This is a genomic window from Paenibacillus taiwanensis DSM 18679 (assembly GCF_000425125.1).
GTDB classification, from domain to species: Bacteria; Bacillota; Bacilli; order Paenibacillales; family Paenibacillaceae; genus Paenibacillus_B; species Paenibacillus_B taiwanensis.
Window position 1 is genome coordinate 170,915 of sequence record NZ_KE384309.1, and the last position, 21,208, is coordinate 192,122.

Annotated in this window: 18 protein-coding genes and 1 riboswitch; of the genes, 10 read left to right on the forward strand and 8 right to left on the reverse strand. The window is 45.4% G+C overall.

What is annotated here, in order from left to right; all coding sequences use genetic code 11:
- Window positions 1-23 precede the first annotated feature (23 nt).
- Entirely contained in the window at window positions 24-1,775 is a 1,752-nt protein-coding gene (locus H509_RS26280) for a CPBP family intramembrane glutamic endopeptidase (RefSeq protein WP_051287513.1), read from the reverse strand.
- Window positions 1,776-2,002: 227 nt separating this feature from the next.
- Window positions 2,003-2,152, forward strand: a riboswitch (cyclic di-AMP (ydaO/yuaA leader).
- Window positions 2,153-2,220: 68 nt separating this feature from the next.
- On the opposite strand from H509_RS26280, the gene H509_RS0121765 reads away from it, so the two are divergent.
- Both H509_RS0121765 and H509_RS0121770 read left to right on the forward strand, forming a co-directional pair.
- Window positions 2,221-3,579 (forward strand): TrkH family potassium uptake protein, encoded by a 1,359-nt coding sequence (locus H509_RS0121765; protein ID WP_028546930.1) that lies wholly within the window; start codon window positions 2,221-2,223, stop codon window positions 3,577-3,579.
- Window positions 3,580-3,708: 129 nt separating this feature from the next.
- On the forward strand, window positions 3,709-4,371 hold the full coding sequence (locus tag H509_RS0121770) for a potassium channel family protein (RefSeq protein ID WP_028546931.1): 663 nt from the start codon (window positions 3,709-3,711) through the stop codon (window positions 4,369-4,371).
- Window positions 4,372-4,538: 167 nt separating this feature from the next.
- Here the strand turns inward: H509_RS0121770 and H509_RS0121775 are convergent, their stop codons facing one another.
- The 3 genes from H509_RS0121775 to H509_RS0121785 all read right to left on the reverse strand — a co-directional run bounded on the left by H509_RS0121775 (window position 4,539) and on the right by H509_RS0121785 (window position 6,907).
- Window positions 4,539-4,895, reverse strand: a complete 357-nt coding sequence (locus tag H509_RS0121775) for a GntR family transcriptional regulator (RefSeq protein WP_036698562.1) — start codon at window positions 4,893-4,895, stop codon at window positions 4,539-4,541.
- 188 nt (window positions 4,896-5,083) lie between these two features.
- A complete protein-coding gene (locus H509_RS0121780; RefSeq protein WP_028546933.1) occupies window positions 5,084-5,911 on the reverse strand; it encodes a hypothetical protein in 828 nt (275 codons plus the stop codon).
- 96 nt (window positions 5,912-6,007) lie between these two features.
- Window positions 6,008-6,907, reverse strand: a complete 900-nt coding sequence (locus H509_RS0121785) for a LysR family transcriptional regulator (protein WP_028546934.1) — start codon at window positions 6,905-6,907, stop codon at window positions 6,008-6,010.
- 379 nt (window positions 6,908-7,286) lie between these two features.
- Here H509_RS0121785 and H509_RS0121790 point away from each other — a divergent pair, with 379 nt between their 5' ends.
- The 4 genes from H509_RS0121790 (at window position 7,287) to H509_RS26285 (ending at window position 11,292) form a co-directional block, all read left to right on the forward strand.
- Window positions 7,287-7,958: a succinate dehydrogenase cytochrome b558 subunit gene (locus H509_RS0121790; RefSeq protein WP_028546935.1), complete on the forward strand. Its 672-nt coding sequence runs from the start codon at window positions 7,287-7,289 to the stop codon at window positions 7,956-7,958.
- Window positions 7,959-7,973: 15 nt separating this feature from the next.
- The gene (gene sdhA / locus H509_RS0121795) at window positions 7,974-9,731 is read left to right on the forward strand and encodes a succinate dehydrogenase flavoprotein subunit (protein ID WP_028546936.1); all 1,758 of its coding nucleotides are present in this window, start codon (window positions 7,974-7,976) and stop codon (window positions 9,729-9,731) included.
- Between the two features lie 2 nt (window positions 9,732-9,733).
- Window positions 9,734-10,498 carry a succinate dehydrogenase iron-sulfur subunit gene (sdhB, locus tag H509_RS0121800; RefSeq protein ID WP_028546937.1) on the forward strand — a complete coding sequence of 255 codons (765 nt, stop codon included), beginning with the start codon at window positions 9,734-9,736 and terminating at the stop codon, window positions 10,496-10,498.
- Between the two features lie 368 nt (window positions 10,499-10,866).
- On the forward strand, window positions 10,867-11,292 hold the full coding sequence (locus H509_RS26285; protein ID WP_157277883.1) for a hypothetical protein: 426 nt from the start codon (window positions 10,867-10,869) through the stop codon (window positions 11,290-11,292).
- 133 nt (window positions 11,293-11,425) lie between these two features.
- Here the strand turns inward: H509_RS26285 and H509_RS0121810 are convergent, their stop codons facing one another.
- On the reverse strand, window positions 11,426-12,802 hold the full coding sequence (locus H509_RS0121810) for an aldehyde dehydrogenase (RefSeq protein WP_028546938.1): 1,377 nt from the start codon (window positions 12,800-12,802) through the stop codon (window positions 11,426-11,428).
- Window positions 12,803-12,919: 117 nt separating this feature from the next.
- Here H509_RS0121810 and H509_RS0121815 point away from each other — a divergent pair, with 117 nt between their 5' ends.
- The 3 genes from H509_RS0121815 (at window position 12,920) to H509_RS26290 (ending at window position 15,906) form a co-directional block, all read left to right on the forward strand.
- Complete coding sequence (locus H509_RS0121815) at window positions 12,920-13,849, forward strand: metallophosphoesterase (RefSeq protein WP_245596223.1); 930 nt, start codon at window positions 12,920-12,922, stop codon at window positions 13,847-13,849.
- A 53-nt stretch (window positions 13,850-13,902) separates the two neighbouring features.
- Window positions 13,903-14,661 carry a metallophosphoesterase family protein gene (locus H509_RS0121820; RefSeq protein WP_028546940.1) on the forward strand — a complete coding sequence of 253 codons (759 nt, stop codon included), beginning with the start codon at window positions 13,903-13,905 and terminating at the stop codon, window positions 14,659-14,661.
- Between the two features lie 159 nt (window positions 14,662-14,820).
- Window positions 14,821-15,906, forward strand: a complete 1,086-nt coding sequence (locus tag H509_RS26290) for a DMT family transporter (protein ID WP_245596224.1) — start codon at window positions 14,821-14,823, stop codon at window positions 15,904-15,906.
- A gap of 76 nt (window positions 15,907-15,982) precedes the next feature.
- On the opposite strand, the gene H509_RS0121830 is transcribed toward H509_RS26290, so the two are convergent.
- The 3 genes from H509_RS0121830 to H509_RS0121840 all read right to left on the reverse strand — a co-directional run bounded on the left by H509_RS0121830 (window position 15,983) and on the right by H509_RS0121840 (window position 19,252).
- On the reverse strand, window positions 15,983-16,942 hold the full coding sequence (locus tag H509_RS0121830; RefSeq protein ID WP_245596225.1) for a cation diffusion facilitator family transporter: 960 nt from the start codon (window positions 16,940-16,942) through the stop codon (window positions 15,983-15,985).
- A gap of 540 nt (window positions 16,943-17,482) precedes the next feature.
- On the reverse strand, window positions 17,483-18,295 hold the full coding sequence (locus H509_RS0121835) for a histidinol-phosphatase (protein ID WP_028546942.1): 813 nt from the start codon (window positions 18,293-18,295) through the stop codon (window positions 17,483-17,485).
- 54 nt (window positions 18,296-18,349) lie between these two features.
- The gene (locus tag H509_RS0121840) at window positions 18,350-19,252 is read right to left on the reverse strand and encodes a LysR family transcriptional regulator (protein WP_028546943.1); all 903 of its coding nucleotides are present in this window, start codon (window positions 19,250-19,252) and stop codon (window positions 18,350-18,352) included.
- Between the two features lie 301 nt (window positions 19,253-19,553).
- Between H509_RS0121840 and H509_RS26295 the strand changes: the two genes are divergently transcribed.
- On the forward strand, window positions 19,554-20,879 hold the full coding sequence (locus H509_RS26295; RefSeq protein ID WP_051287514.1) for an MFS transporter: 1,326 nt from the start codon (window positions 19,554-19,556) through the stop codon (window positions 20,877-20,879).
- The last annotated feature ends 329 nt before the right edge of the window (window positions 20,880-21,208 follow it).

The following is a 21,208-nucleotide window of genomic DNA, read 5'->3' on the forward strand; positions in this document are numbered from 1 at the left end:
GGGCCTATTTGGTTATGTTGTGGTTAAGTGATCGGCTCCTGAGGAGGGTTCATTTTTGTAGCTTTATTTTGGTACCGATGGAGTGTATGAATGCCGTATACAACAGCGATCGGAAGCAGCATGTAACAAGTGCCAATAGCGATCCCAGACCAACTTCCATCAAACCAATAAGGGATAACCATTAGTATAGTGTCTAACATGAGATGTGCGACTACAGCGCTCCAAAAACCATATCGCACCATAATCCAAACAAATAGGAACCCGATAATCATCAATTCCAAAGGACGGGAGTAGTACGGATAGATCGGATAAGTGACGTGACCAGCGGCCCATACAAAGGTAGGAATAATAGCAGCCACCCATGTATTACGTAGAAATTTGCGAAACAAGCCCACTGCAAACAATCGATAGAATCCTTCTTCTGATATGGCAGCAACCCAAGCAACTAAAGGATACAAGAACATGTAACTTAGGTTGAGTGGGGAGCTTGAAGCGTCTGTAGCGGACCAAGCCTTTATACCTAACTCTAGTCCTGTATAAATGACACTTTGTGTGCCTAACAGTACACCCGTAAATGCAAGACCGACCCAAAAAGAACGTACAAGATGAGTGCCAAAGTCAGCGTCGCTCCATGAGATGACAACAGGTTTGTGCTGGCTTGTGTCCCAGCAGAAACGACCAACGACTAATGCCAGATACAACATAATACCCGCCTGAACGACGAGAAATAACGATTGTATCGTAATGGTCATTTGCAGACGATCGTAGCCGATTGGCTCCAGTCGATCAGTCATTATAGTACCTGGCATGACGTTCCAGCCATGCACAATGGAGATGAGGCACGATAAGGCTGCCAACGTCAGCATCGTTCTGGAACGGAAGCGGATACGCTTGCGGTATAGAAGCGCCATTATGCAAGCAGCACCTGCAAATATGACCGACATGATGACATAACCAATGGAGGAGATCGTCTCCGCCATGCTCTTTTGCTCTTGCATCAATTGCGTATAGGCTTCAGGCAAACTCCAGATGGATTGAGCCTGACTGATCTGACCATTTTGCCACCACACCACAACTTCCAGCTTGGCGTCACCCACCTGCCCGTTCTTGACCGTATACCGAATTTCATTCGATAATTGTCCGGATTTGCGGACAAGCTGATCGGGTAAATAACCAAGTTTTCGTACAGCATTGTCTGATTGCGCTAACAGGTACGCACGATCTGGATGAAGCTCATCCCTTGTAGAAGTTGGGGAGCTATTGTCTGCCTCCAAGGCGCCTCCAAGCATACGTTGATAACCGACGACCTTCCCCGTGCTCATATGGATATCAATCGTTACGAGTTCACGTTGTAGGGGGGCTGCGGTGTCAAAAAAGACCCGGTAAACGTCATAGGGAGCTGATTGTTCCCAACGCTTATACGCCTTGTGTAATTCGTTTTTACTTAAGTAACCAGATAACAGATCATTCGTATAATAGATGGCCCCTTTTTTTAGTTGAGCAGAGGAAGGGATGGATGTGCTGTAGCTGGATTTCGAGAAACGAGGTACTGTTGAAAATATATGCGAATTATAGGCGGCTTCGGCGCGGCGGATAGCCTCATCTTTAGTGAGCATCGGAGTAAGCTGCTCTGTATTTGAACTCGACCATAACGGTATGATAACTTGAATAACTAGAAATAATAAGAACCCTACAACAGCAGCGCCTATTAATGTTCCAGATGCGCCCTGTCCATATTTTGGGTTGCTGGATGTAGAATGGTATGAAAATTTCAAGGGAATCCCCCTTCTATTTTAATTTTCAGATCCGATAAACATAGTTGTTTCTTCTCACATTATCGAAATGAACAAGCAACGTCAAGAAAAAGGGCCTTGCGCCGATGTATTACGAGAAAACAAGTGAATGTAAGCGTTATATAATGATGTTTTCGGGCGTTTTCTCGCGTATTTGCTCCTTTCAAGACTTTGTGAAGAACATAGGAAACGTATATAATCGCGTTATGAATTGAATACAGCCGAGTTTCGTCATGCGACGAAAGCGGGGGAACCGAATTTTGGGGTGAATTTTGAGTGTGCAACAAGCCACTTGAATAGGGCGACCTGGACGTGCCCGAATCCGTCAGCTAACCTCGTAGGCGTAAACGTCAGGATACCAGCGATAAGCATTGGGGTCTCCAGTGCTTTTTTTCGTTCCATTTTATGTAAGAGGTGAAAAGCATCCTTGAAGACTGTTAAGCGTAACAACTTGCGGAGGCTAACCCCTTCACGCACCTTGGTCATTGGATTTGCTTTGATTATTTTGACGGGCGCATTGTTACTGATGCTGCCAATATCCAATGCCGACGGCACATCGCTGCCGTTTATCGACGCCTTATTTACAGCCACCTCAGCCACCTGCGTTACAGGATTGGTAGTTGTGGACACAGGCACAAACTTTACGATGTTTGGCCAGATCGTCATCATTAGTTTAATCCAGGTCGGCGGTCTTGGGTTTATGACGATGGCGACGCTGTTTGCAATGGCCTTTAAGAAGAAAATTTCATTAAAGGAACGGCTGATCCTTCAAGAGTCGCTAAATCAAGGCTCGATGGAAGGGATTGTACGACTAATACGTAAAGTTCTACTTTATGCTTTTGTTATCGAGGGTTCTGCCGCTGTGCTGTTTACATTAAGATGGGCATTTGATCTGCCATTCGGGCAAGCTTTGTATTTTGGTATTTTTCATGCTATTTCGTTTTTTAATAACGCAGGTTTTGATTTGTTCGGCCAAGTTAGCGGTCCTTTCTCCAGCTTAACGAGTTACGTAGGGGACCCGATCATTAACTTTGTGTCCATGTTTTTGATCGTATCGGGCGGTATCGGATTTATTGTGATGTCTGATGTAATGGATTTCCGTCGTACACGTCGGTTGTCCTTGCATACAAAAGTTGTATTATCCATGACCAGCTTTTTAATTGTGTTTGGAGCTGTAGTCTTATTTATATTTGAGTTTACGAATCCTCATACTTACGGCCAACTGAATGGTTGGCAGAAAATATGGGCCTCATTCTTCCAATCTGTCAGTCCGCGTACGGCGGGAGCAAATACAGTTGACATTGGTGCAATGAGACAGGCCTCTCAGTTCTTTATGGTCATCCTGATGTTTATTGGAGCCTCTCCCGGATCAACAGGGGGCGGTATTAAGACGACTACATTTACGATTCTGATTGGAGCGGTATTTTCGATGATGCGAGGCAAAGAAGATATCGTTATGTTCCGGTGTCGTTTGGCTAAGGATCGCATCTTCAAAGCGGTTACGTTAACTTTGCTGGCGTTAGGGCTGGTTCTTTTTGTGTCAATGATCTTATCGACGACCGAGGATAAGCAGTTTCTAGCCATCTTGTTTGAGACAACATCGGCATTTGGTACGGTTGGACTTTCGATGGGGATTACGACGAGTCTGACCGATGTAGGGAAATTGTTAATTGCCCTCACGATGTTTGCGGGACGACTCGGACCAATTACACTTGCGTATGCACTTGGACCAAAGGCAGAACGTGAATTGTATCGCCATCCAGAAGGTAAAATAACGATAGGCTAAGTGTGCGGCGTAAGCATGAGAGTGAGAATGATATAGGGTTGGTACGTATAAATATATGTAAATATACATGTGTGTAAATATAAATATATAGATATGTAGTAAGCAAGGATGAAGGGGATAACATCTATTATGGACGTTCAGCAGTTTGCGGTAATTGGAATGGGACGCTTCGGCTCCAGTCTGGCAAAGGAATTAATGAAGCTAGGACATCAGGTTCTAGGTATTGACAAGGATGAAGAAATCATTGATGAGCTGAGCTCCGAGATGACCCATGCGGTTGTAGCGGATGCTGCCGATGAAGAAGTGCTGCGCTCTTTAGGCATTCGCAATTTTGATTGTGTCATTGTTGCAATTGGTGATGACATTCAGACTAGTATTTTGATTAGTATCCAGGTGAAGGAGCTTGGGGTCAAAAAAGTGGTGGCCAAAGCGCTGTCCGAGCTGCATGGACGTGTTCTGGAAAGACTGGGTGTTGATCGGGTAATTTATCCGGAGCGTGATATGGGAATTAGGGTGGCGCATCACCTTGTGTCACCTAATCTGCTTGATTATATTGAACTGTCTCAGGACTATACGATTGCAGAGCTAAGTGTACCCAAATGTCTGCATGGACTGAAGTTAAAGGAGTTGGACCCACGTGCCAAGTACGGTTGCAGTATTGTTGCCTTAAATAAACCGGGGGGTATTATTATTGCACCTTCAGCTGAAGATACGTTGGCAGAGAAGGATATTATGGTCATGATCGGTACGAATCGGCAAATTGAAGCATTTGAAGAACGTCTCTTGGTATAGGAAACGTTCAGTGGGTGAATGAGGTTATGTCGTCATCATAACTAGCCAATCAAGCAAGAGAAGGATAGCCACTTGTCAGTGTCCAAACGTTGTTGGAGCTGTCGGGTGGCTTTTGAAGTTGTACAGTTGTTGCGGCCGCATGCGTGGCGATAGCGATACACGAATCATTATTCAGAATTTCTAATCATCTCAATTAGTTGTTCTTTGTTAATATCTAACGCCAATGCGGCATGTAATATGCGCGGCAGCTCCACATTCACAAAATGAAGTTTTCGTTTATGTTGCACAATTATTTTAGCTCCAGGGCTTACAAACATGCCAACGCCTCTCTTTTTATAGAGAATGCCCTCATCCACAAGTAAATGAATACCTTTGGCAGCAGTCGCAGGGTTGATTCGCAGCACTTTTGCAAATTGATTGGTTGAAGGCACCTGACTTTCCTCCATTAAAGCTCCGCTTAATATATCATTTTCGATCTTCTCTGCTATTTGTACATAAATTGATTTAGATTCGTCCAGCTGCATGATTATGACCTCATTTTTCGTTTCTTATATATTTGAGTGCTAGGATGACGTTCTCGATTGAATTAGTAAATTAGTACATATCTGGTTCATTACTTATGTATTAGACTATAAAACTGGAACGTAAAAAAAACAAGAGGCTCATATAGAGTGCCTCTTGTTTTTTACTACAGGAATCTACACCAATCCCATTAGAAGAACAGCTTAAACAGAATAAGGGATATAACCATATGCATCCCTAGAGCAACGGTAACAAAAGCAAAACGGTTAGAGCGCTCAACCTTGCCCATTTCCGCCATTTCACTCGTCGTGAGTACGACAGATGACATAAGCAAGCAGCCGACCATAAAGAACGATAGCTGTGTGAATGAAATGATGCTTACAAGGCCAGCAAGTAAGAAGCCTATGCCAAAGGGCATTTGTAACGCTCCTAAGCGGACAAAGGCAGGGAGCAGTTCTGGTCGTTCCTTGCCTTTAAAAGCTAAAGTAAGCCAGAGAGCACCAATCAACGTACCAATTGATAGGAGAGCGATCACTAGAATACGGATAAAAAATGAAAATGGAATACTAGGTGTACCGCCATCAAGTAACGATAAAATATCGGATGCTCCAAATAGTAAACCGAAGAAATGTTTGGAAACGATATACGCCCAAACGGCGAAGCCTAAACTTGAAAGCAGAACACCGATTGCAGCATATAACCAATCGCGCTGTGGGTGGAGACGGGCAGCTTCGGTCGGCTGCTTAATTAGGGTTATTAATGTGCGTGTCTCAAAGGTAGAGGTTGCCTCGCGAGCAAACTTCCCCATCGACTGATGAGGCTGTGAATGGTCGGCATAGGCTTGTTGAGCAGACTGGTTGGTTGTATCATTTGATCCGTCTGTTTCAGAAGGCCCCTTCCTCAGGTTAAAAGGTTGTGAAGAAGCAGGATGAGAAATGTCAGCTGACGCTGCGATCTCGCTGCATGCATGGGCAACACCTTGTTCCAACTTGGCGCCGCAATGATTGCAGTAATTCATTTTGTATGAACCTCCTAGTCGTTGATCTTATTATTATAAGTACATATTCCATTATAATCATATATTGGCATTAACCAATAAACGATTTTTGTTTTTTTAGTAACTAAGCCATTCGGAACGAATTACCGCTTCCGCAATGAACTTTCTGACGGATTCAGTCAGCATAGCCTGTTCTGCATATACAAGCGATGTGACACGTTCCGTCTGTTCAAGCTCCTTGAGATGAACAGCAATAAGGTTGTTGTCTCTCAGCCATTCGGGACGCAAGTACGATTTAGGAAGTAAGGCAGTGGCTTCGCAGGTGAAGAGCAGACGTCCGATTGCTTCGAAGGAGTCAATTTCCATACGGATATCCGGCATGATGCGGTAGCGTCTGAACAAATCGTCAATGAGCTTGCGATACCAGGTACCATTAGAAAAGAGCAGCATAGGGACGCCGTTTAGATGTGACATGGTCCAATGTTTCACCTGTGTAAGCTCATGGCTGCTTGGCAGGACTAGCATAAGATGGTCAGAAAGCAGTGGAATAGAGACGAGGCCTTGCTCGCGAATGGCGTCGCCTACAATACCAAAGTCGACTTTCTTGTCGCGGACATAGGATACGATCTCGTGTGTCTTGCCTGTAACGGCCTTTAGCTGAGCGTCAGGGTACTGTTCTTTAAACATAGACACAAACAATGGCAGCGTAGTTTGTAACGTCGTTAGGCTGGCCCCTATTGTGACGTTGGTCTGTCCTTCCGTCTTGTAGGCAGTGATGGACTTCATAAAGGAAAGCTGTCGGCTGCGGATATCAAGCGCGAAGTCGTAAGTCATCTGCCCAACCCGTGTCAATTCAAGTCGTTTGCCGTGACGGGCGAACAATTCGACATTTAATTCTTCTTCCAGACGGGACACTTGTCGAGATAAGGCGGGTTGAGAAATGTTTAACCGCTTGGCGGCTTGATTCAAGCTGGTATGTTCAACGACGGTGGCGAATGCCTCTAGCAGATCAAGCATATTACATGCCTCCTTGCGTTTGGAGTTATACTTGTGAAAAAATGATCAATGATATTTATCATATAAAGTGCTTGAATATAGGGCTGCTACAGGTGGCCCCAGGCCTTGTCACAACTAGCTTATGCAATTTAGTTATGATTTATATAAAAACATTGCAATTCCATTATAAGTCGTTAAGGAGTAATATGGTAGTGTCACAACTTGGTCACAAATAGAGAAAACGGTTACAAAAACCTGGCTTAACCGGCGAAAATAGCGTTAAATAGAGTGTAGGAGTCATGTGACAAAATATTGACGCTTTCGACAGGCACAGGTAAAATGAGGATGTTTTACTACCAAAATCTACTGGTACGCATCGGAAAGGGGAAACGGCACACATATGAAACGGGGATATTTTTACTCGCGTAAACTCCACTCGCTGCTTGGCGTCATGCCGCTAGGGTTTTTTATCATTGAGCACATGTTGACTAACTATGCAGCCTATGAAGGTGGAAAAGAAGCGTTTCAAGGGAGCGTTAAGTTTCTAAACGATTTACCGCTGGTATTCTTCTTGGAGTTGTTTGGCATCTGGCTTCCACTCCTATATCACGGGGTATATGGACTCTATATCGCTTATACGTCCCGCAACAATGTGGGCAATTACAACTATGGACGCAACGTTGCCTTTATGATGCAGCGGATAACGGGCGTCATTACGTTTGTGTTTGTCATCTGGCACCTTTACCAGACTCGATTCCAAGTTGCGATCGGCAACATTTCACATGAGGAACTAGGTACTCATATGAATGAGATCGTAACGCAGCCGGCTATGTTTATTTTATACGTAATCGGTGTTGTAGCAGCTTCTTATCATTTCACAAACGGATTATGGGCTTTCCTTGTAAGCTGGGGAATTACGATCGGCCCACGTGCACAGAAGGTGTCTTCTGTTATTTGCACGGGTTTATTCGTCGTGATGTCTGTCTTGTTTGTGATGTCGCTGTTCGCTTTCCGTGGCACGGAATTTGAAGCAGCACATGTATGGAATGCTGCACAATCGATGATAGGTTAAGGGGGATGACGCGCAATGGCTAAACAGAAGATTATAGTTGTCGGAGGCGGCTTGGCTGGCTTGATGGCAACGGTAAAGGCAGCGGAGGCAGGCGTGCACGTAGAACTGTTCTCCTTAGTACCTGTAAAACGTTCTCACTCTGTATGCGCGCAAGGCGGCATTAATGGAGCTGTAAATACAAAAGGTGAAGGTGACTCCCCTTGGGAGCATTTTGATGATTCGGTGTATGGGGGCGACTTTTTAGCAAACCAACCGCCTGTTAAGGCGATGTGTGAGGCGGCGCCTGGCATCATTCACTTGATGGACCGAATGGGCGTTATGTTTAACCGCACGCCTGAGGGATTGCTTGATTTCCGTCGTTTCGGAGGTACAAAGCATCACCGGACGGCATTTGCGGGTGCTACAACCGGCCAACAATTATTGTACGCTTTAGATGAGCAGGCAAGACGCTGGGAAGCAGCGGGACTAGTGACCAAATACGAGCATTATGAATTTTTGTCCGCAGTTCTGGATGATGAAGGCATTTGCCGAGGCATTAGTGCACAGGATTTGCGCACGATGGAGACAAAGACATTTATTGCAGACGCGGTCATTCTAGCATCTGGAGGCCCAGGTATTATATTCGGGAAAACGACCAACTCTGTTATTAATACAGGAACCGCAGCAAGTGCGGTATATCAGCAAGGCGTTCATTATGCCAATGGTGAATTTATTCAGATTCATCCGACTGCGATCCCAGGTGATGACAAGCTTCGGTTGATGTCGGAATCCGCACGTGGTGAGGGCGGTCGCATCTGGACGTACAAAGACGGCAAGCCGTGGTATTTCCTTGAAGAGAAATACCCTGCGTACGGAAACCTTGTACCGCGTGATATTGCAACCCGTGAAATTTTTAGTGTTTGTGTAGACTTGAAGCTTGGCGTTAATGGCGAGAACATGGTTTATCTTGACCTGTCTCACAAAGATCCGAAGGAACTCGATGTCAAGCTTGGAGGCATTATTGAGATCTACGAGAAGTTTATGGGTGACGATCCACGCAAAATTCCGATGAAAATATTCCCTGGTGTTCACTATTCAATGGGTGGCATGTGGGTCGATTACAATCAGATGACGAACATCCCTGGTCTATTTGCGGCAGGTGAATGTGAGTATCAATACCACGGGGCGAACCGTCTTGGCGCAAACTCGCTCTTGTCCGCGATATATGGCGGAATGGTAGCAGGACCGAAGGCGGTAGAATACGTACGTGGATTGAAAAAATCTGCGGAGGACGTTGCTTCATCTGTATTTGACCGTGAAAATAAACGTCAAACTGACAAGTACGAAACATTGCTGAAGATGGACGGCAATGAAAATGCCTACGTTATTCACAAAGAGCTTGGCGAATGGATGACCAACAATATGACGGTTGTTCGTTATAATAACAAGCTTCAAGATACGATCCATAAGATTAAAGAGCTGAAGAGTCGTTACCAGAACATTAACATTAACGACACGGCTCGTTGGAACAATCAAGGGGTAGCCTTTACTCGTCAATTATGGAATATGCTAGAGTTGGCTGATGCCATGACACTCAGTGCGCTGCTGCGTGATGAGAGCCGCGGTGCTCACTATAAACCAGAATTTCCGGAACGTAATGATGAGAAGTTCTTGAAGACTTCGATGGCGGCGTGGACGGCAGAGGGTCCGCAGATTAGTTATCAGGAAGTCGATGTATCCTTGTTGAAGCCGCGTAAGCGCGACTACACGACCGACAAGAAGAAAGGAGAATAACAATGGCGGACACGATGACTCGACCTAACACGATTAAGTTTATTGTGACGCGCCAAGATGCTCCGGATGCAAAGGCTTACACGGAAGAATTCGAAGTTCCGTATCGCCCGAACATGAACGTCATCAGCGCGTTAATGGAAATTCAACGTAATCCGATCAACACAAAAGGTGGCAAGACTGCGCCTGTCTGTTGGGAATCGAACTGCTTGGAGGAAGTATGCGGCGCATGCTCGATGGTAATCAACGGCAAGCCTCGACAAGCTTGCTCGGCGTTGGTTGATAAGCTGGAGCAACCGATTCGACTGGAGCCGATGAAGACGTTTCCTGTCGTGCGTGACTTGGTCATTAACCGTCAGCGGATGTTCGACTCCTTAAAGCGTGTAAAAGCATGGATTCCGATCGACGGAACTTACGATCTGGGACCTGGACCGCGTATGGCTGAACCGAAACGACAATGGGCGTACGAGCTTTCGAAGTGTATGACGTGTGGTGTATGCTTGGAAGCCTGTCCGAACGTAAACGACAAGACGAGCTTTATTGGACCAGCACCAATCTCGCAGGTGCGTCTCTTTAACGCTCACCCAACTGGTGAGATGAACAGGGAGGAACGGTTGGAGGAACTGCTTGAAGATGGCGGTATCGAAGGCTGCGGTAACTCACAAAACTGTGTGCGCTCTTGCCCGAAGGGAATTCCGCTTACAACTTCCATAGCCGAGATGAACAAGGATACAACCAAGCTGATGTTTAAGCGTTGGTTTAAGATGTAATCTAACGGGAATCGTCAATGACAATAAATAGATGCCACTTTGATTGAAAGGTGGAAGCAACAGGGCTGTCTCCTCTTCAAGAGGAAACAGCCCTGTTTGTATAACGAATCATGCTGCCTGTATAGAAGGAAGACAGGTTCGGGGGGCAACTACATATGACGAAGCCATTACGATGTGACCCGTTTGAACATAAATGTAATCGCTTTAAAAAAAATCATACATAATACAAATTACAGTTTGCGAATAACTTTAATTGCGATATAGTAAGAAATGGATAGAGCTTGCGTGCATGCTTATTGTGTGTCAACCCATATACGGATGCCTGAGCTTAAATTAATAAGTAGTTGAACGATGGGGGGACATCATTAATGATGGTTCGCTGGTGTGAAGATGATAGGTTAAGCTGGCCTGTTATTCGTCTCTGCAAGTGCCTCAAGCCGCTCGTTGACGATTGGGACCCATTGAGCTTGCTTGCCAAAGGAGCACCTGAAGATGAATACGATTGTTTGACGGCTTTTCTAGCACGGAGATTCTTCAACGAATGTGATGCTGTCCAATTTGCCGACGAGTTGGAAATCTTTATTGAAGAACACTTTGGTGTAGGGCCAGCAATGATGAAGTCAGAGCGAGCCAAACGATGGCGAATGCAGATCGAATCATTTTGTTCCGTATTGATAGCTCTGAGACTGCCACTATTGGAATATTTGCAATCGTTTACAGAAGCGCATCCTCCTGTGGAACAACTGCCGCAATTGAGAACCGCATGTACCTCGTCCTCACCTCAGGATTCATAACCCTCCATAATAGTCCGTACGAGTTAATATGACTCAGATGTAGGCGGCGGCTCTCCCAATACGCGATCAACCAATTGAAACCAAGATCGCCGTATTGGGGACAGCCGCTTAATTGCATGGATATAAGTTCCGTTTAGCGAAGCAGCTTCTTCATCCAGCGCAGACCGTTCTTTACACCTGGGTAACGAAGTGGGAGGTCGAATGCAGTCGTTTGATACAGCACGGCTTTGTTGTGACTAAACGTGTCAAAGCTGTATTTGCCATGATAACGGCCAGTTCCACTTTCGCCTACGCCTCCGAAAGGCAAATAAGGTGTAGCCAGATGCATCAATGTATCGTTGACACAGCCCCCTCCGAAAGACAACTGCTCAACGATGTTGTGCTGCACGTCGCGATCCGTTGTAAATAAGTACAGTGCTAAAGGCTTCGGACGATTACGGACTGCATGTATAACTTCGTCCAAATGCTCGTACGTCAGAACAGGCAGAAGAGGGCCGAATATTTCCTCGTCCATAATGTTCATCGTCCAGTCCATATCAATCAAGACGGTGGGTTCCATACGACGATTGACTGCATCGACATGCCCCCCCCAAGCTATGCGGCCTTCGTCAAGAAAAGTGGTGAGCCGAGCCAGATGTTGGTTGCTGACGATGGAGGGATACAGATCACTCTCCAACGGCTTCTCACCGTAAAAGGATACAACGGCCTCACGAAGCGCCTGTACCAGTGCTTCGCGACGAGTGTGATGTACATATATATAATCGGGTGCAACACAGGTTTGCCCAGCATTTGTCCATTTTCCAAAAGCGATTCGACGTGCTGCCAACTGGATATCGGCATCGTGATGTACGATACAAGGGCTTTTGCCCCCCAATTCCAGAGTGAGGGGAATGAGACGTTTAGCGGCCGCTTCCATCACTTTTTTGCCAACACCAACACTGCCTGTAAAGAAAATGTAGTCAAACGGAAGCTCAAGGAGTGTCTGACTCGTTTCAACGGCGCCTTCAACAACGGCGACATACCGCGGATCAAAGCAATCTCTTATAATGGTGGACAGCACAGCGCTTGTGTGCGGTGTCCATTCTGATGGCTTCAATACAGCGGTGTTTCCTGCCGCGATAGCGCCGATAAGCGGAGCCAGCGCAAGCTGGAAGGGATAGTTCCAAGGTGCGATAATGAGTGTAGTACCGTAAGGCTCGGGAACAATCATGCCACGGCTGCCGATATGGGTGAGCGCAGTTTTTACTTTGCGTGGCTTCGCCCAGCGCGCGAGTCGTTTGGCAAGATGACGAGCTTCCGCTAACGTAAACCCGATTTCGGTTACGTAGGCTTCGGTCTCACTCTTTCGCAGATCAAGCTGCAAGGCTTGAACAATGGCTGCTTCATGTTGTTGTATGGCGTCAATAAGCGTGTATAACGCTTGTTGACGCTTCGTTATGTCTCGTGTATGTCCATCAGCAAAATACTGTTTCTGTGCTTGTATAAGCTGATTGATTTGTTCACGGCTCATCCGTCTTAGCCTCCTTCACGAATCGTCCTCTCTTGTTATCATACTGGATATTCGTTTGCAATGCATGTTCCTCTGCTTCATAATAAAAAGATAGTGAGTGAAAGCGGGGGATCTCAATTGCAACCTCTTACGTCCGATAAAGCGGACCCGCCGGTAAACACTTCATCTGAAACTTCTAAGTTACGTACATCTTCGCAGCGGGTGAGCAGGCGTCGCTTTTTAAAAAGCATGATAGGCAGTGTTTTAGCTGCTCCATTTTTAATGGGGGCCTATTCAAGATGGGTTGAACCGAAGTGGATTAGAAAGAGGGAGCTGACGATCGCTACACAGCGTTTACCGCGGGCCTTTCAAGGGATGCGAATCGCACATTTGTCAGATCTTCATTTTGGCAACCACGTATCCGAACAAGAAGTGGATTCATTAATTAGTCGCGTAATGAAAGCACAACCTGATATGATATGTTTTACGGGTGATCTGGTAGAAGATCATAAAGTATCAGGAAAGGCGATTATTCCTTATTTAAAAAAGCTGCGTGCTCCATTTGGTCAGTATGCGGTACTTGGCAATCATGATTATCGGCGCGCTACAGATTTGGCAACAGAAGTGCTCACTGAAGCAGGAATTGATGTGTTAACCAACAAAGCGCGCATTATAAACCATAACGGCTCTTCGATGGCAATTGCAGGCATTGATGATGCGCTTGATGGCACTCCTGAAATGGGGAGTGCGATTGCGTCAGTACCAGACGAAATGTGGACGCTGTTGTTGGCTCATGAGCCGGATTGGGCCGACTATACGGTCAGCTCACATGTTGATATGCAATTATCTGGCCACAGCCACGGAGGACAGATTCGTGCTCCGTTTTACGGCCCTATATTTTTACCAGAGATGGGTAAACGATATCCAGACGGTTTATATACCCTTCCGCGTGAGCATGATCATCCTTTACTTGTACATACGAGCAGAGGGCTTGGCACGACTTTACTGCCGATGCGCTTGTTTTGCCCGCCTGAATGGACGATAATAACACTCCAATCGGAGATATAGTGTGAATATAGCATGAGCAGGTAGAAACAGGACACGAGAGGAGAAAAATCACCATGCAGACAGTGGCCATCCTTTCAGACATTCACGGCAACTTGCAAGCACTTGAAGCCGTCATGAGCGATATTAAACGGCAGGGAGTTGACCGTATTTTTTGCCTTGGGGATTTGGTAGGAAAAGGACCAAATGCTGTGGAAGTGACGGATATCTTATTACAGGAATGTGATGTTATTGTTAGAGGAAACTGGGATGAACTAATAGCTCGAATTGAAGACGATATGCAGTTTCGTTGGCATGCAGATCAATTAGGAAAAGAACGTGTGAAGCGGCTGTCATCGCTGCCTTTTTCATATGATTGTATTATAAGCGGACGTCATATCCGGATGGTGCATGCTTCTCCGCAGAGCGTGTATCACCGTGTACAGCCTTGGGATCCGATAGAGAAGCGACTCGGTATGTTTGACTTCACACCTTCGCTGTATGAGCCGCTGCATCCTTGCCAATCACCAGATATCGTCATCTATGGAGACATTCATCAAGCCTATTTGCAGCACCTTCAGGGCAAGACACTGCTGAACTGCGGCAGTGTAGGCAATCCGCTTGATATGACACAAGCATCCTATGTCATTTTGGAAGGAGAATACGGGAATGTTGATCAAGCCCCCTTCTCGATCCAATTCCGTCGCGTTCCTTATGACATTGAGCAGGCAGTATGGGCAGCCGAGCAGACAGATATTCCAGGTGTTAAGCCTTACGTACGTGAGCTCCGTACAGGGGTTTATCGTGGCTTGCACAAACCAGTTGACGAAGGTTAATATTACTTAATCGTAACCTCATCTGCTTTTCAATTGAAATAATCAGTGATACGATAAGTACATGAATGGAGCACAAGCCAGCGTATACGACGCTGGCTTTCTCGCTGTTGCTTCATGGTACAAGCGAAAGTTACCGTATAAGGGTTGACGGTCACCATAATGAGTGAAAGTTCGGTAGAGATGAAGGAGCAAAAGAGCAGAAAGGTGGCAGCAGCATTGAAAGCACAACAATGGTTCACCCATCCGGTCGGACTTACGGTGAGCGCCGTTATGACTACGCTTTTGTGGGGCAGCGCGATGCCAGCGGTCAAAATAGGATACGAGAAGTTACAAATCGGAACGGGACAAACCTTTGAACAATGGGTATTTGCAGGTTATCGCTTTACGTTGGCAGGAATAATGCTCGTTATATTTGCGTCTGTAGTGGAACGCGCTGTGCACAAAGGAGACAGAGCTGATGCGGGGTCAACAATACGTAAGAGGACTTCGGTTAAGTCGGGTTCGACATGGTTCCGAGTTTCACGATTAGCCGCAGTGCAAACTTTCATGCAATATTTATGCTTTTATATCGGTTTGAGTTTAAGTACGGGTATGCAAGGCGCGATTATATCGGGAGCTACTTGCTTCTTCCAAATGGTAGTTGCGAGGTTTATTGACAGTAGTGAGCGCTTTACTCGTCGTAAAACAGTGGGGCTTCTGCTCGGATTCGCTGGGGTAGCTGTCGTGACGTTAACCCAAGGCGGTTTTCATGTTAAGCTCGGTCTTGGGGATATATGTTTAATTTTGTCAGCTTTGTTTGGCGGCATAGGCAACGTGCTAGCCAAACATGAATCACGCGACTTGCCTGTGCTGTGGCTGACAGGCAGGCAGATGCTGCTTGGCGGTATCGGGCTTATGATTGTGGGCACTGTTAAGGCCGGCATAACGCCGTTTCAGTGGGAATTAGAAACAATGCTGCTGCTTGCGTACTTGGCATTTCTGTCTGCGGCAGGATTTGGGCTATGGAATATGATTATGAAGTATAATGCTGTGGGGAAAGTTTCGATGTATTTGTTTTTAATTCCTGTATTTGGTGTGTTTTTGTCAGTGGTGCTGTTGGGCGAGCATTTTAATGAATGGACATTAGCGGCACTGCTGCTCGTGGTCGCAGGAATTGTAGTCGTTAATCGGACTCCTGCCCAAGCGATTGCTACGAACGATTTAGACGTTACTCGGAAGGGTGCTTCTAACCAATCGGTGTCATAATTTAGTCATAACAGCCTTCGTCCACTATTATGGAGTGGTCGAAGGCTGTTAGTTAAGATTGAGATTATGGTCTTACTTATGTGTTACGGCTGCTGCGCTGTGAAAATGTTCTGCCGTAATCACCATGCGGATGAATATCGGCATGTTCCGTTTGAATCGTGGAGTGGGTGATGTTATATTTCTTCTCTAGTGTTTCGTTAATAGCCAATATGATACAGAACGGTTGAATGCTTTCACGTACAAATACGTGCGCAGTCAAGGAATAATGATCACTAGAGATCGCCCATAGATGCATTTCATGTACATCCTCTACGCCCTCTACTTCTAAAAGGTCCCGTCTAATTTGTTCCAAGTCAAACTTATCAGGTACTGCTTCCATCAGAATAAGATAGGATTCTTTAATAATACGGAAGCCGCCAATAAAAATAATGCAGCCGATAACCATACTGATTAGCGGGTCAAACCAAAGCATACCCGTAAAATAAATAAGCACAGCTGATACAATTACACCGATGGAGCTTAGCAAGTCACCAATAAAATGCCACAGGGCACTTTGAATATTTAAGTTTTCTTCTTCCTTCATGCTGCGGCTAAGTACGATTGTAAGAACGATGTTTACTACTAGGCCAATGGAACTGATAATGAGCATTAATTGAAAATTAATGTCCTGCGGCGTAATAAACCGTCTGACCCCTTCGATAAAGATCCCGATAGCGATAATCGCTAGCGCCAGACCATTTAGGAATGAAGCCAATATTTCAAATCGTAAATACCCAAATGTATACCGCGAGTTAGAGGCTCTTCTAGCCATATAAATGGCCGCCATACTAAGACCAAGAGCCAGAACATCGGAAATCATGTGGGCCGAATCGGATAAAAGGGCGAGTGAGTTGGACATGATACCGCCAATGACCTCTACAATTGTAAAAAACAACGTCAAGCTAAGTGTAATCCATAGCGTCTTAAGTGAAGCGGATTGGACTTTGTTATGCTGTAGATGATGAAAATCTACATGCTCTTGTGCCATGTTGCTCATAGAATCACCTTTCTTTTTAACCGAATTTTAGAATTTGTTACATAACCGTAATCTTGTTGTTAACGTTGTATAATGTTGCAGGGGTATAGTAATAACAAGACCCCCTTTTGATGAAAATATATCCCTTTTGTCGGACCTGCGATGTGCAGGTCTCTTTTTTTGTCATTGTGAAAAAGGGAAGTGACAAATCGTACGTTATTTAAGCTGGGATACGAGTAAAATGAAAGGAACGGCAGCAGTAAACGTGAGTGTTATACATAGTGTTTTTAATTGATAATTATTATTAATTTATATTCATTTTAATTAATAACTTATTACATATTACCTCCGTAATACGGAAGCGTCAAGCTATTTTGTGCCATCCGTTTTTTCAACATGTGCAAACAACATGTATAGCTCGATATGTATACATAAAAACGAGGCTATCCGAGGGAGCAAACAAGCGATGTGCTTGCTCTCTCAGGCAGCCTCTTTCATTTGGGAAAATCAGATAATATGGTAAACCTTGCAGATGTTGATTAGTTATGGGCACGTTATCGTCTAGTTTAACGCTACCACTTGTTGTTGTTTCTGCTTAAAATATACCCAAGACTTAAATCCGATTGCGAGCAGTCGTTGGCGCACTTCTTCCCATTCTTCGCCTACACGCTCTGGCTTATGTGCATCCGAACCAAATGTGACATCAACGTTGTAATAAAGTGCTCGCTCCAATATGTCATCAGACGGGTACCAGCCACCGCTCAATTTAGTTTTGCCGGAGGTGTTAATCTCGATGGCGATACCATGCTGGGCGATCGTTTGCAACGTTTCGTCGATGGCTGCTGGCGTATGGATGCTAGAGAAGGCGGGATAGTTTCCTTTCATAGCGTCAATGTGCCCGAGAATCTGGAACATGTTAGCTTGGGCAGACTCGCGAATAAGACGATAGTATGCGGTCTTGGTCTCGATGCGATCTTCTTCAGACAAGTCACGCCAACGATTCTTATTAAAGATGCTAACGCCTTGCGTATGGTGGACAGAGCCAATAATATAATCAAACGGATAACGAGAAAGTGTCTGGTGATATAGCTTGGCATACTCAGGGAAGAAGTCGGACTCGATGCCAAGAAGAACGTCAATTCGCCCTGCATACTCGGCTTTCAGTTGTAATACTTCGTCCACGTAAGCTCCAAATTCACTTTTTCTCATCGTAATGTTGGGGAATGGCTGATCGTCTTCATGACCAAAATAGGGTGTGTGGTCGGAAATACCGATCACGTCAAGCCCAGATGTGATTCCAGCTTCAATATAGTCACGAATAGTCCCATTTGCGTGGCCGCAGCGAACGTGATGTGTATGTAAGTCAAATTTCATCAGCAAGTAGCTCCTTCTTCTTTGATGAGTGCCTGTGTGCTGTCCCGCCTTTTGTTATTCTGACCCGTAAAATTGATTTTCGGGCATTCCTTTTAGATCGCTCAAAAATTGCTGCATCGCCGTATTCAAATAACGTCCCGCCCGATAAATAACACCAACCGGATGTGAAGTTTCCAACTCATGAATAGGAACGATTTGCAAAGTACCTCGTTTAAGCTCGCTGCTGACAGACAGCTTGGATATAATGGCAGCCCCCATATTTAATTCAACCATACGTTTAATTTCCTCGCTGCTTGATAGCTCCATCACAATATGAGGTTGTATACCGTGCTGGCGGAACGCCTCATCCGCAAAGCGTCGGCCTACTGTATCTGGCGACAGCATAATGAGTGGAACATCTCTTAACATATCGATTGTGGCACGTTTGTGTTGTGCCAGTGGGTGCTGCGGGTTAACCACAAGCTCAAATGTATCGTAGTAGAGGACGGAAGTAATGAGATTCGGGTTCTTGTCCGTTAAATATCCAATCCCAATATCAACCGTACTGTTCTCAATCTGAGTTGCGACTTGAGACGAGGACATTGACAGGATCGTTGTCTTAATGAGTGGAAACTGATCTTGAAAGTAAGATAGTATGCGCGGCAAAATCTGAATCGCAATGGAAGTAGTTGTTCCTAACACAATATGACCCTGTGGAATCTGATTCAAGTCAGCAAGCTTTTGTTTGAGATCATCTACGATATTCAGTACTTGCTCGGCGTGCGCAAGAAATACTTTTCCACTATCCGTCAGCGTGACGGGTTGATTGCGGTCGATCAGCACGGTCTTGAACTCATCCTCCAAGCTTTTGATCTGAGCGGATACGGCAGGTTGTGTCAAGTTCAGCAGTTCCCCTGCTTTGCGAAAGCTCATGGTCTTGGATATTGTAATCAGCGTTTCCAATTGGCTTAAGTTCATACCCATTACCCTCCTTCCAGTATGTGGTGACGACTAGCCGGTCATTGCGAACTCCATACAACACGTGTAGACGTGCACTCATGAGCAATACTCACAATTTAAATTATAGAGTAACGGTTACAAATGAGCAATGTTGCCTACATAGCCTCAACAAATTGATCATACAATGTACGAGCTTCACAAATCCTTGAATTGACCATTTCGTGGACTTGCTGCAAAATTAGGCTGTACATAGTTGTTAAACTGCTCAAGCTGGGCGATAGAAACGTCGCAGTTTGAAATCAATTACTGGAGGAAATTTATGCAGACGAAGCAAGTACGTCATTGGATGATGTACGATTGGGCCAATTCGGCTTTTGCTACCACAATGATGGCAGCTGTACTGCCGGTATTTTATCAGACGGTTGCGGCATCTTCATTAGATAAGCATGTAGCAACGAGCTTCTGGTCTTATACCCAGACGATCGCGATGATTCTGGTTGCATTGTCTTCGCCGCTGCTTGGTGCAATGGCAGATTTATCACAACGGAAGATGTTATTTCTGCGTCTGTTTACTTGGCTTGGCTCATTAAGCTGCGTGTTGATGGCATTTGCAGGTAAGGGGGACTGGGTCCTTGTCTCGATTCTGTTTATATGCGGTACAATTGGTTTTTCTGGCGGCAACACTTTTTACGACTCATTGCTGCCTGACATTGCACCCCCGGATCAGAGGGACGAAGTCTCCGCTAAAGGATATATGTTTGGTTATATCGGTGGTGGTGTATTATTGGCAATTAACATCGTCATGCTGGAAAAGTATAGCTGGTTTGGTTTTTCAGATAAGCTTGCAGCTACACAAGCCGTATTTGTAACAGTTGGCATATGGTGGCTGTTGTTCTCACTCCCTATGTTCCGTACGTTAAAGGACCCTCAGCGAACTGTAACCTTATCAGCAGGAACGTATGCCAAAAATGGATTTGGGCGTGTTATACGGACTGTACGTCGACTGCCGAAGTATCCTGAACTGTTAAAGTATATCGTTGCCTTTTGGTTTTTCAACGATGGCATTTCAACTATTATCGGTATGTCTGCTATTTATGGCGCGGAATTGGGCATTGGAACGACACACTTGATCACGGCACTGCTTATTACCCAGTTTGTCGGCATTCCATTCACTTTTATATTTGCTAAATATGCTAAAAAGTTAGGTTCTAAGCGATCATTATATGTATCACTTAGCATGTACGTTGTGATTGTGTGCTTTGGTTATTTTATGCAAACCGCGTTGCACTTCTACGTTCTTGCGTTTATGGTGGGTATGGTGCAGGGAGGGAGTCAAGCTGTTGCTAGATCCATTTATAGCCAATTGGTGCCGAAGCAGCGGTCATCTGAATTTTTTGGTTTCTTGAGCTTATCAAGTAAAGTGTCCGCCTCTATTGGACCGTTTGTGTTCGGTACGGTTGCGTTTATGACGGGTTCTTCACGTCTGGCTATCTTATCGATCGTGTTGTTTTTTATCGTCGGAATTGCAGTGCTTGTTACTGTTAATATTGAGAAAGGTCGCCTTGAAGCGGAACGTAATGAAGAGCAGGATGACACACGTGGTCATGCGCCTACATCTCCTCCCTCGCATACGCCGACTGTATAAGGAGCAGAGCTTTCCCCAATGTATGATGTTGGTGGGGAAGCTCTGTTTTGTTAGGTGCTGTAATTGGTTGCGGCATGCCATATGCACCTCGGCACTTGCTACGGCAAATCGTATGCACAATGCATATCGCCGGGTTTCGCCATTTAGGCGGATATAGCCAGGGGCAACTAAGGCTGGTAATCCGCTTTAGTTGAGCTGTCAGAGGCGGAATTTGGTGCAATAAGGCGGATAAAGCGCCTTAAGTGGCATAGCGGTGGCATGACGCAGGCACACGCCGCATGCCATGCCGCGAGTGAGCACAAGGAGATGAGCGAGTGCTCATGCGGGCA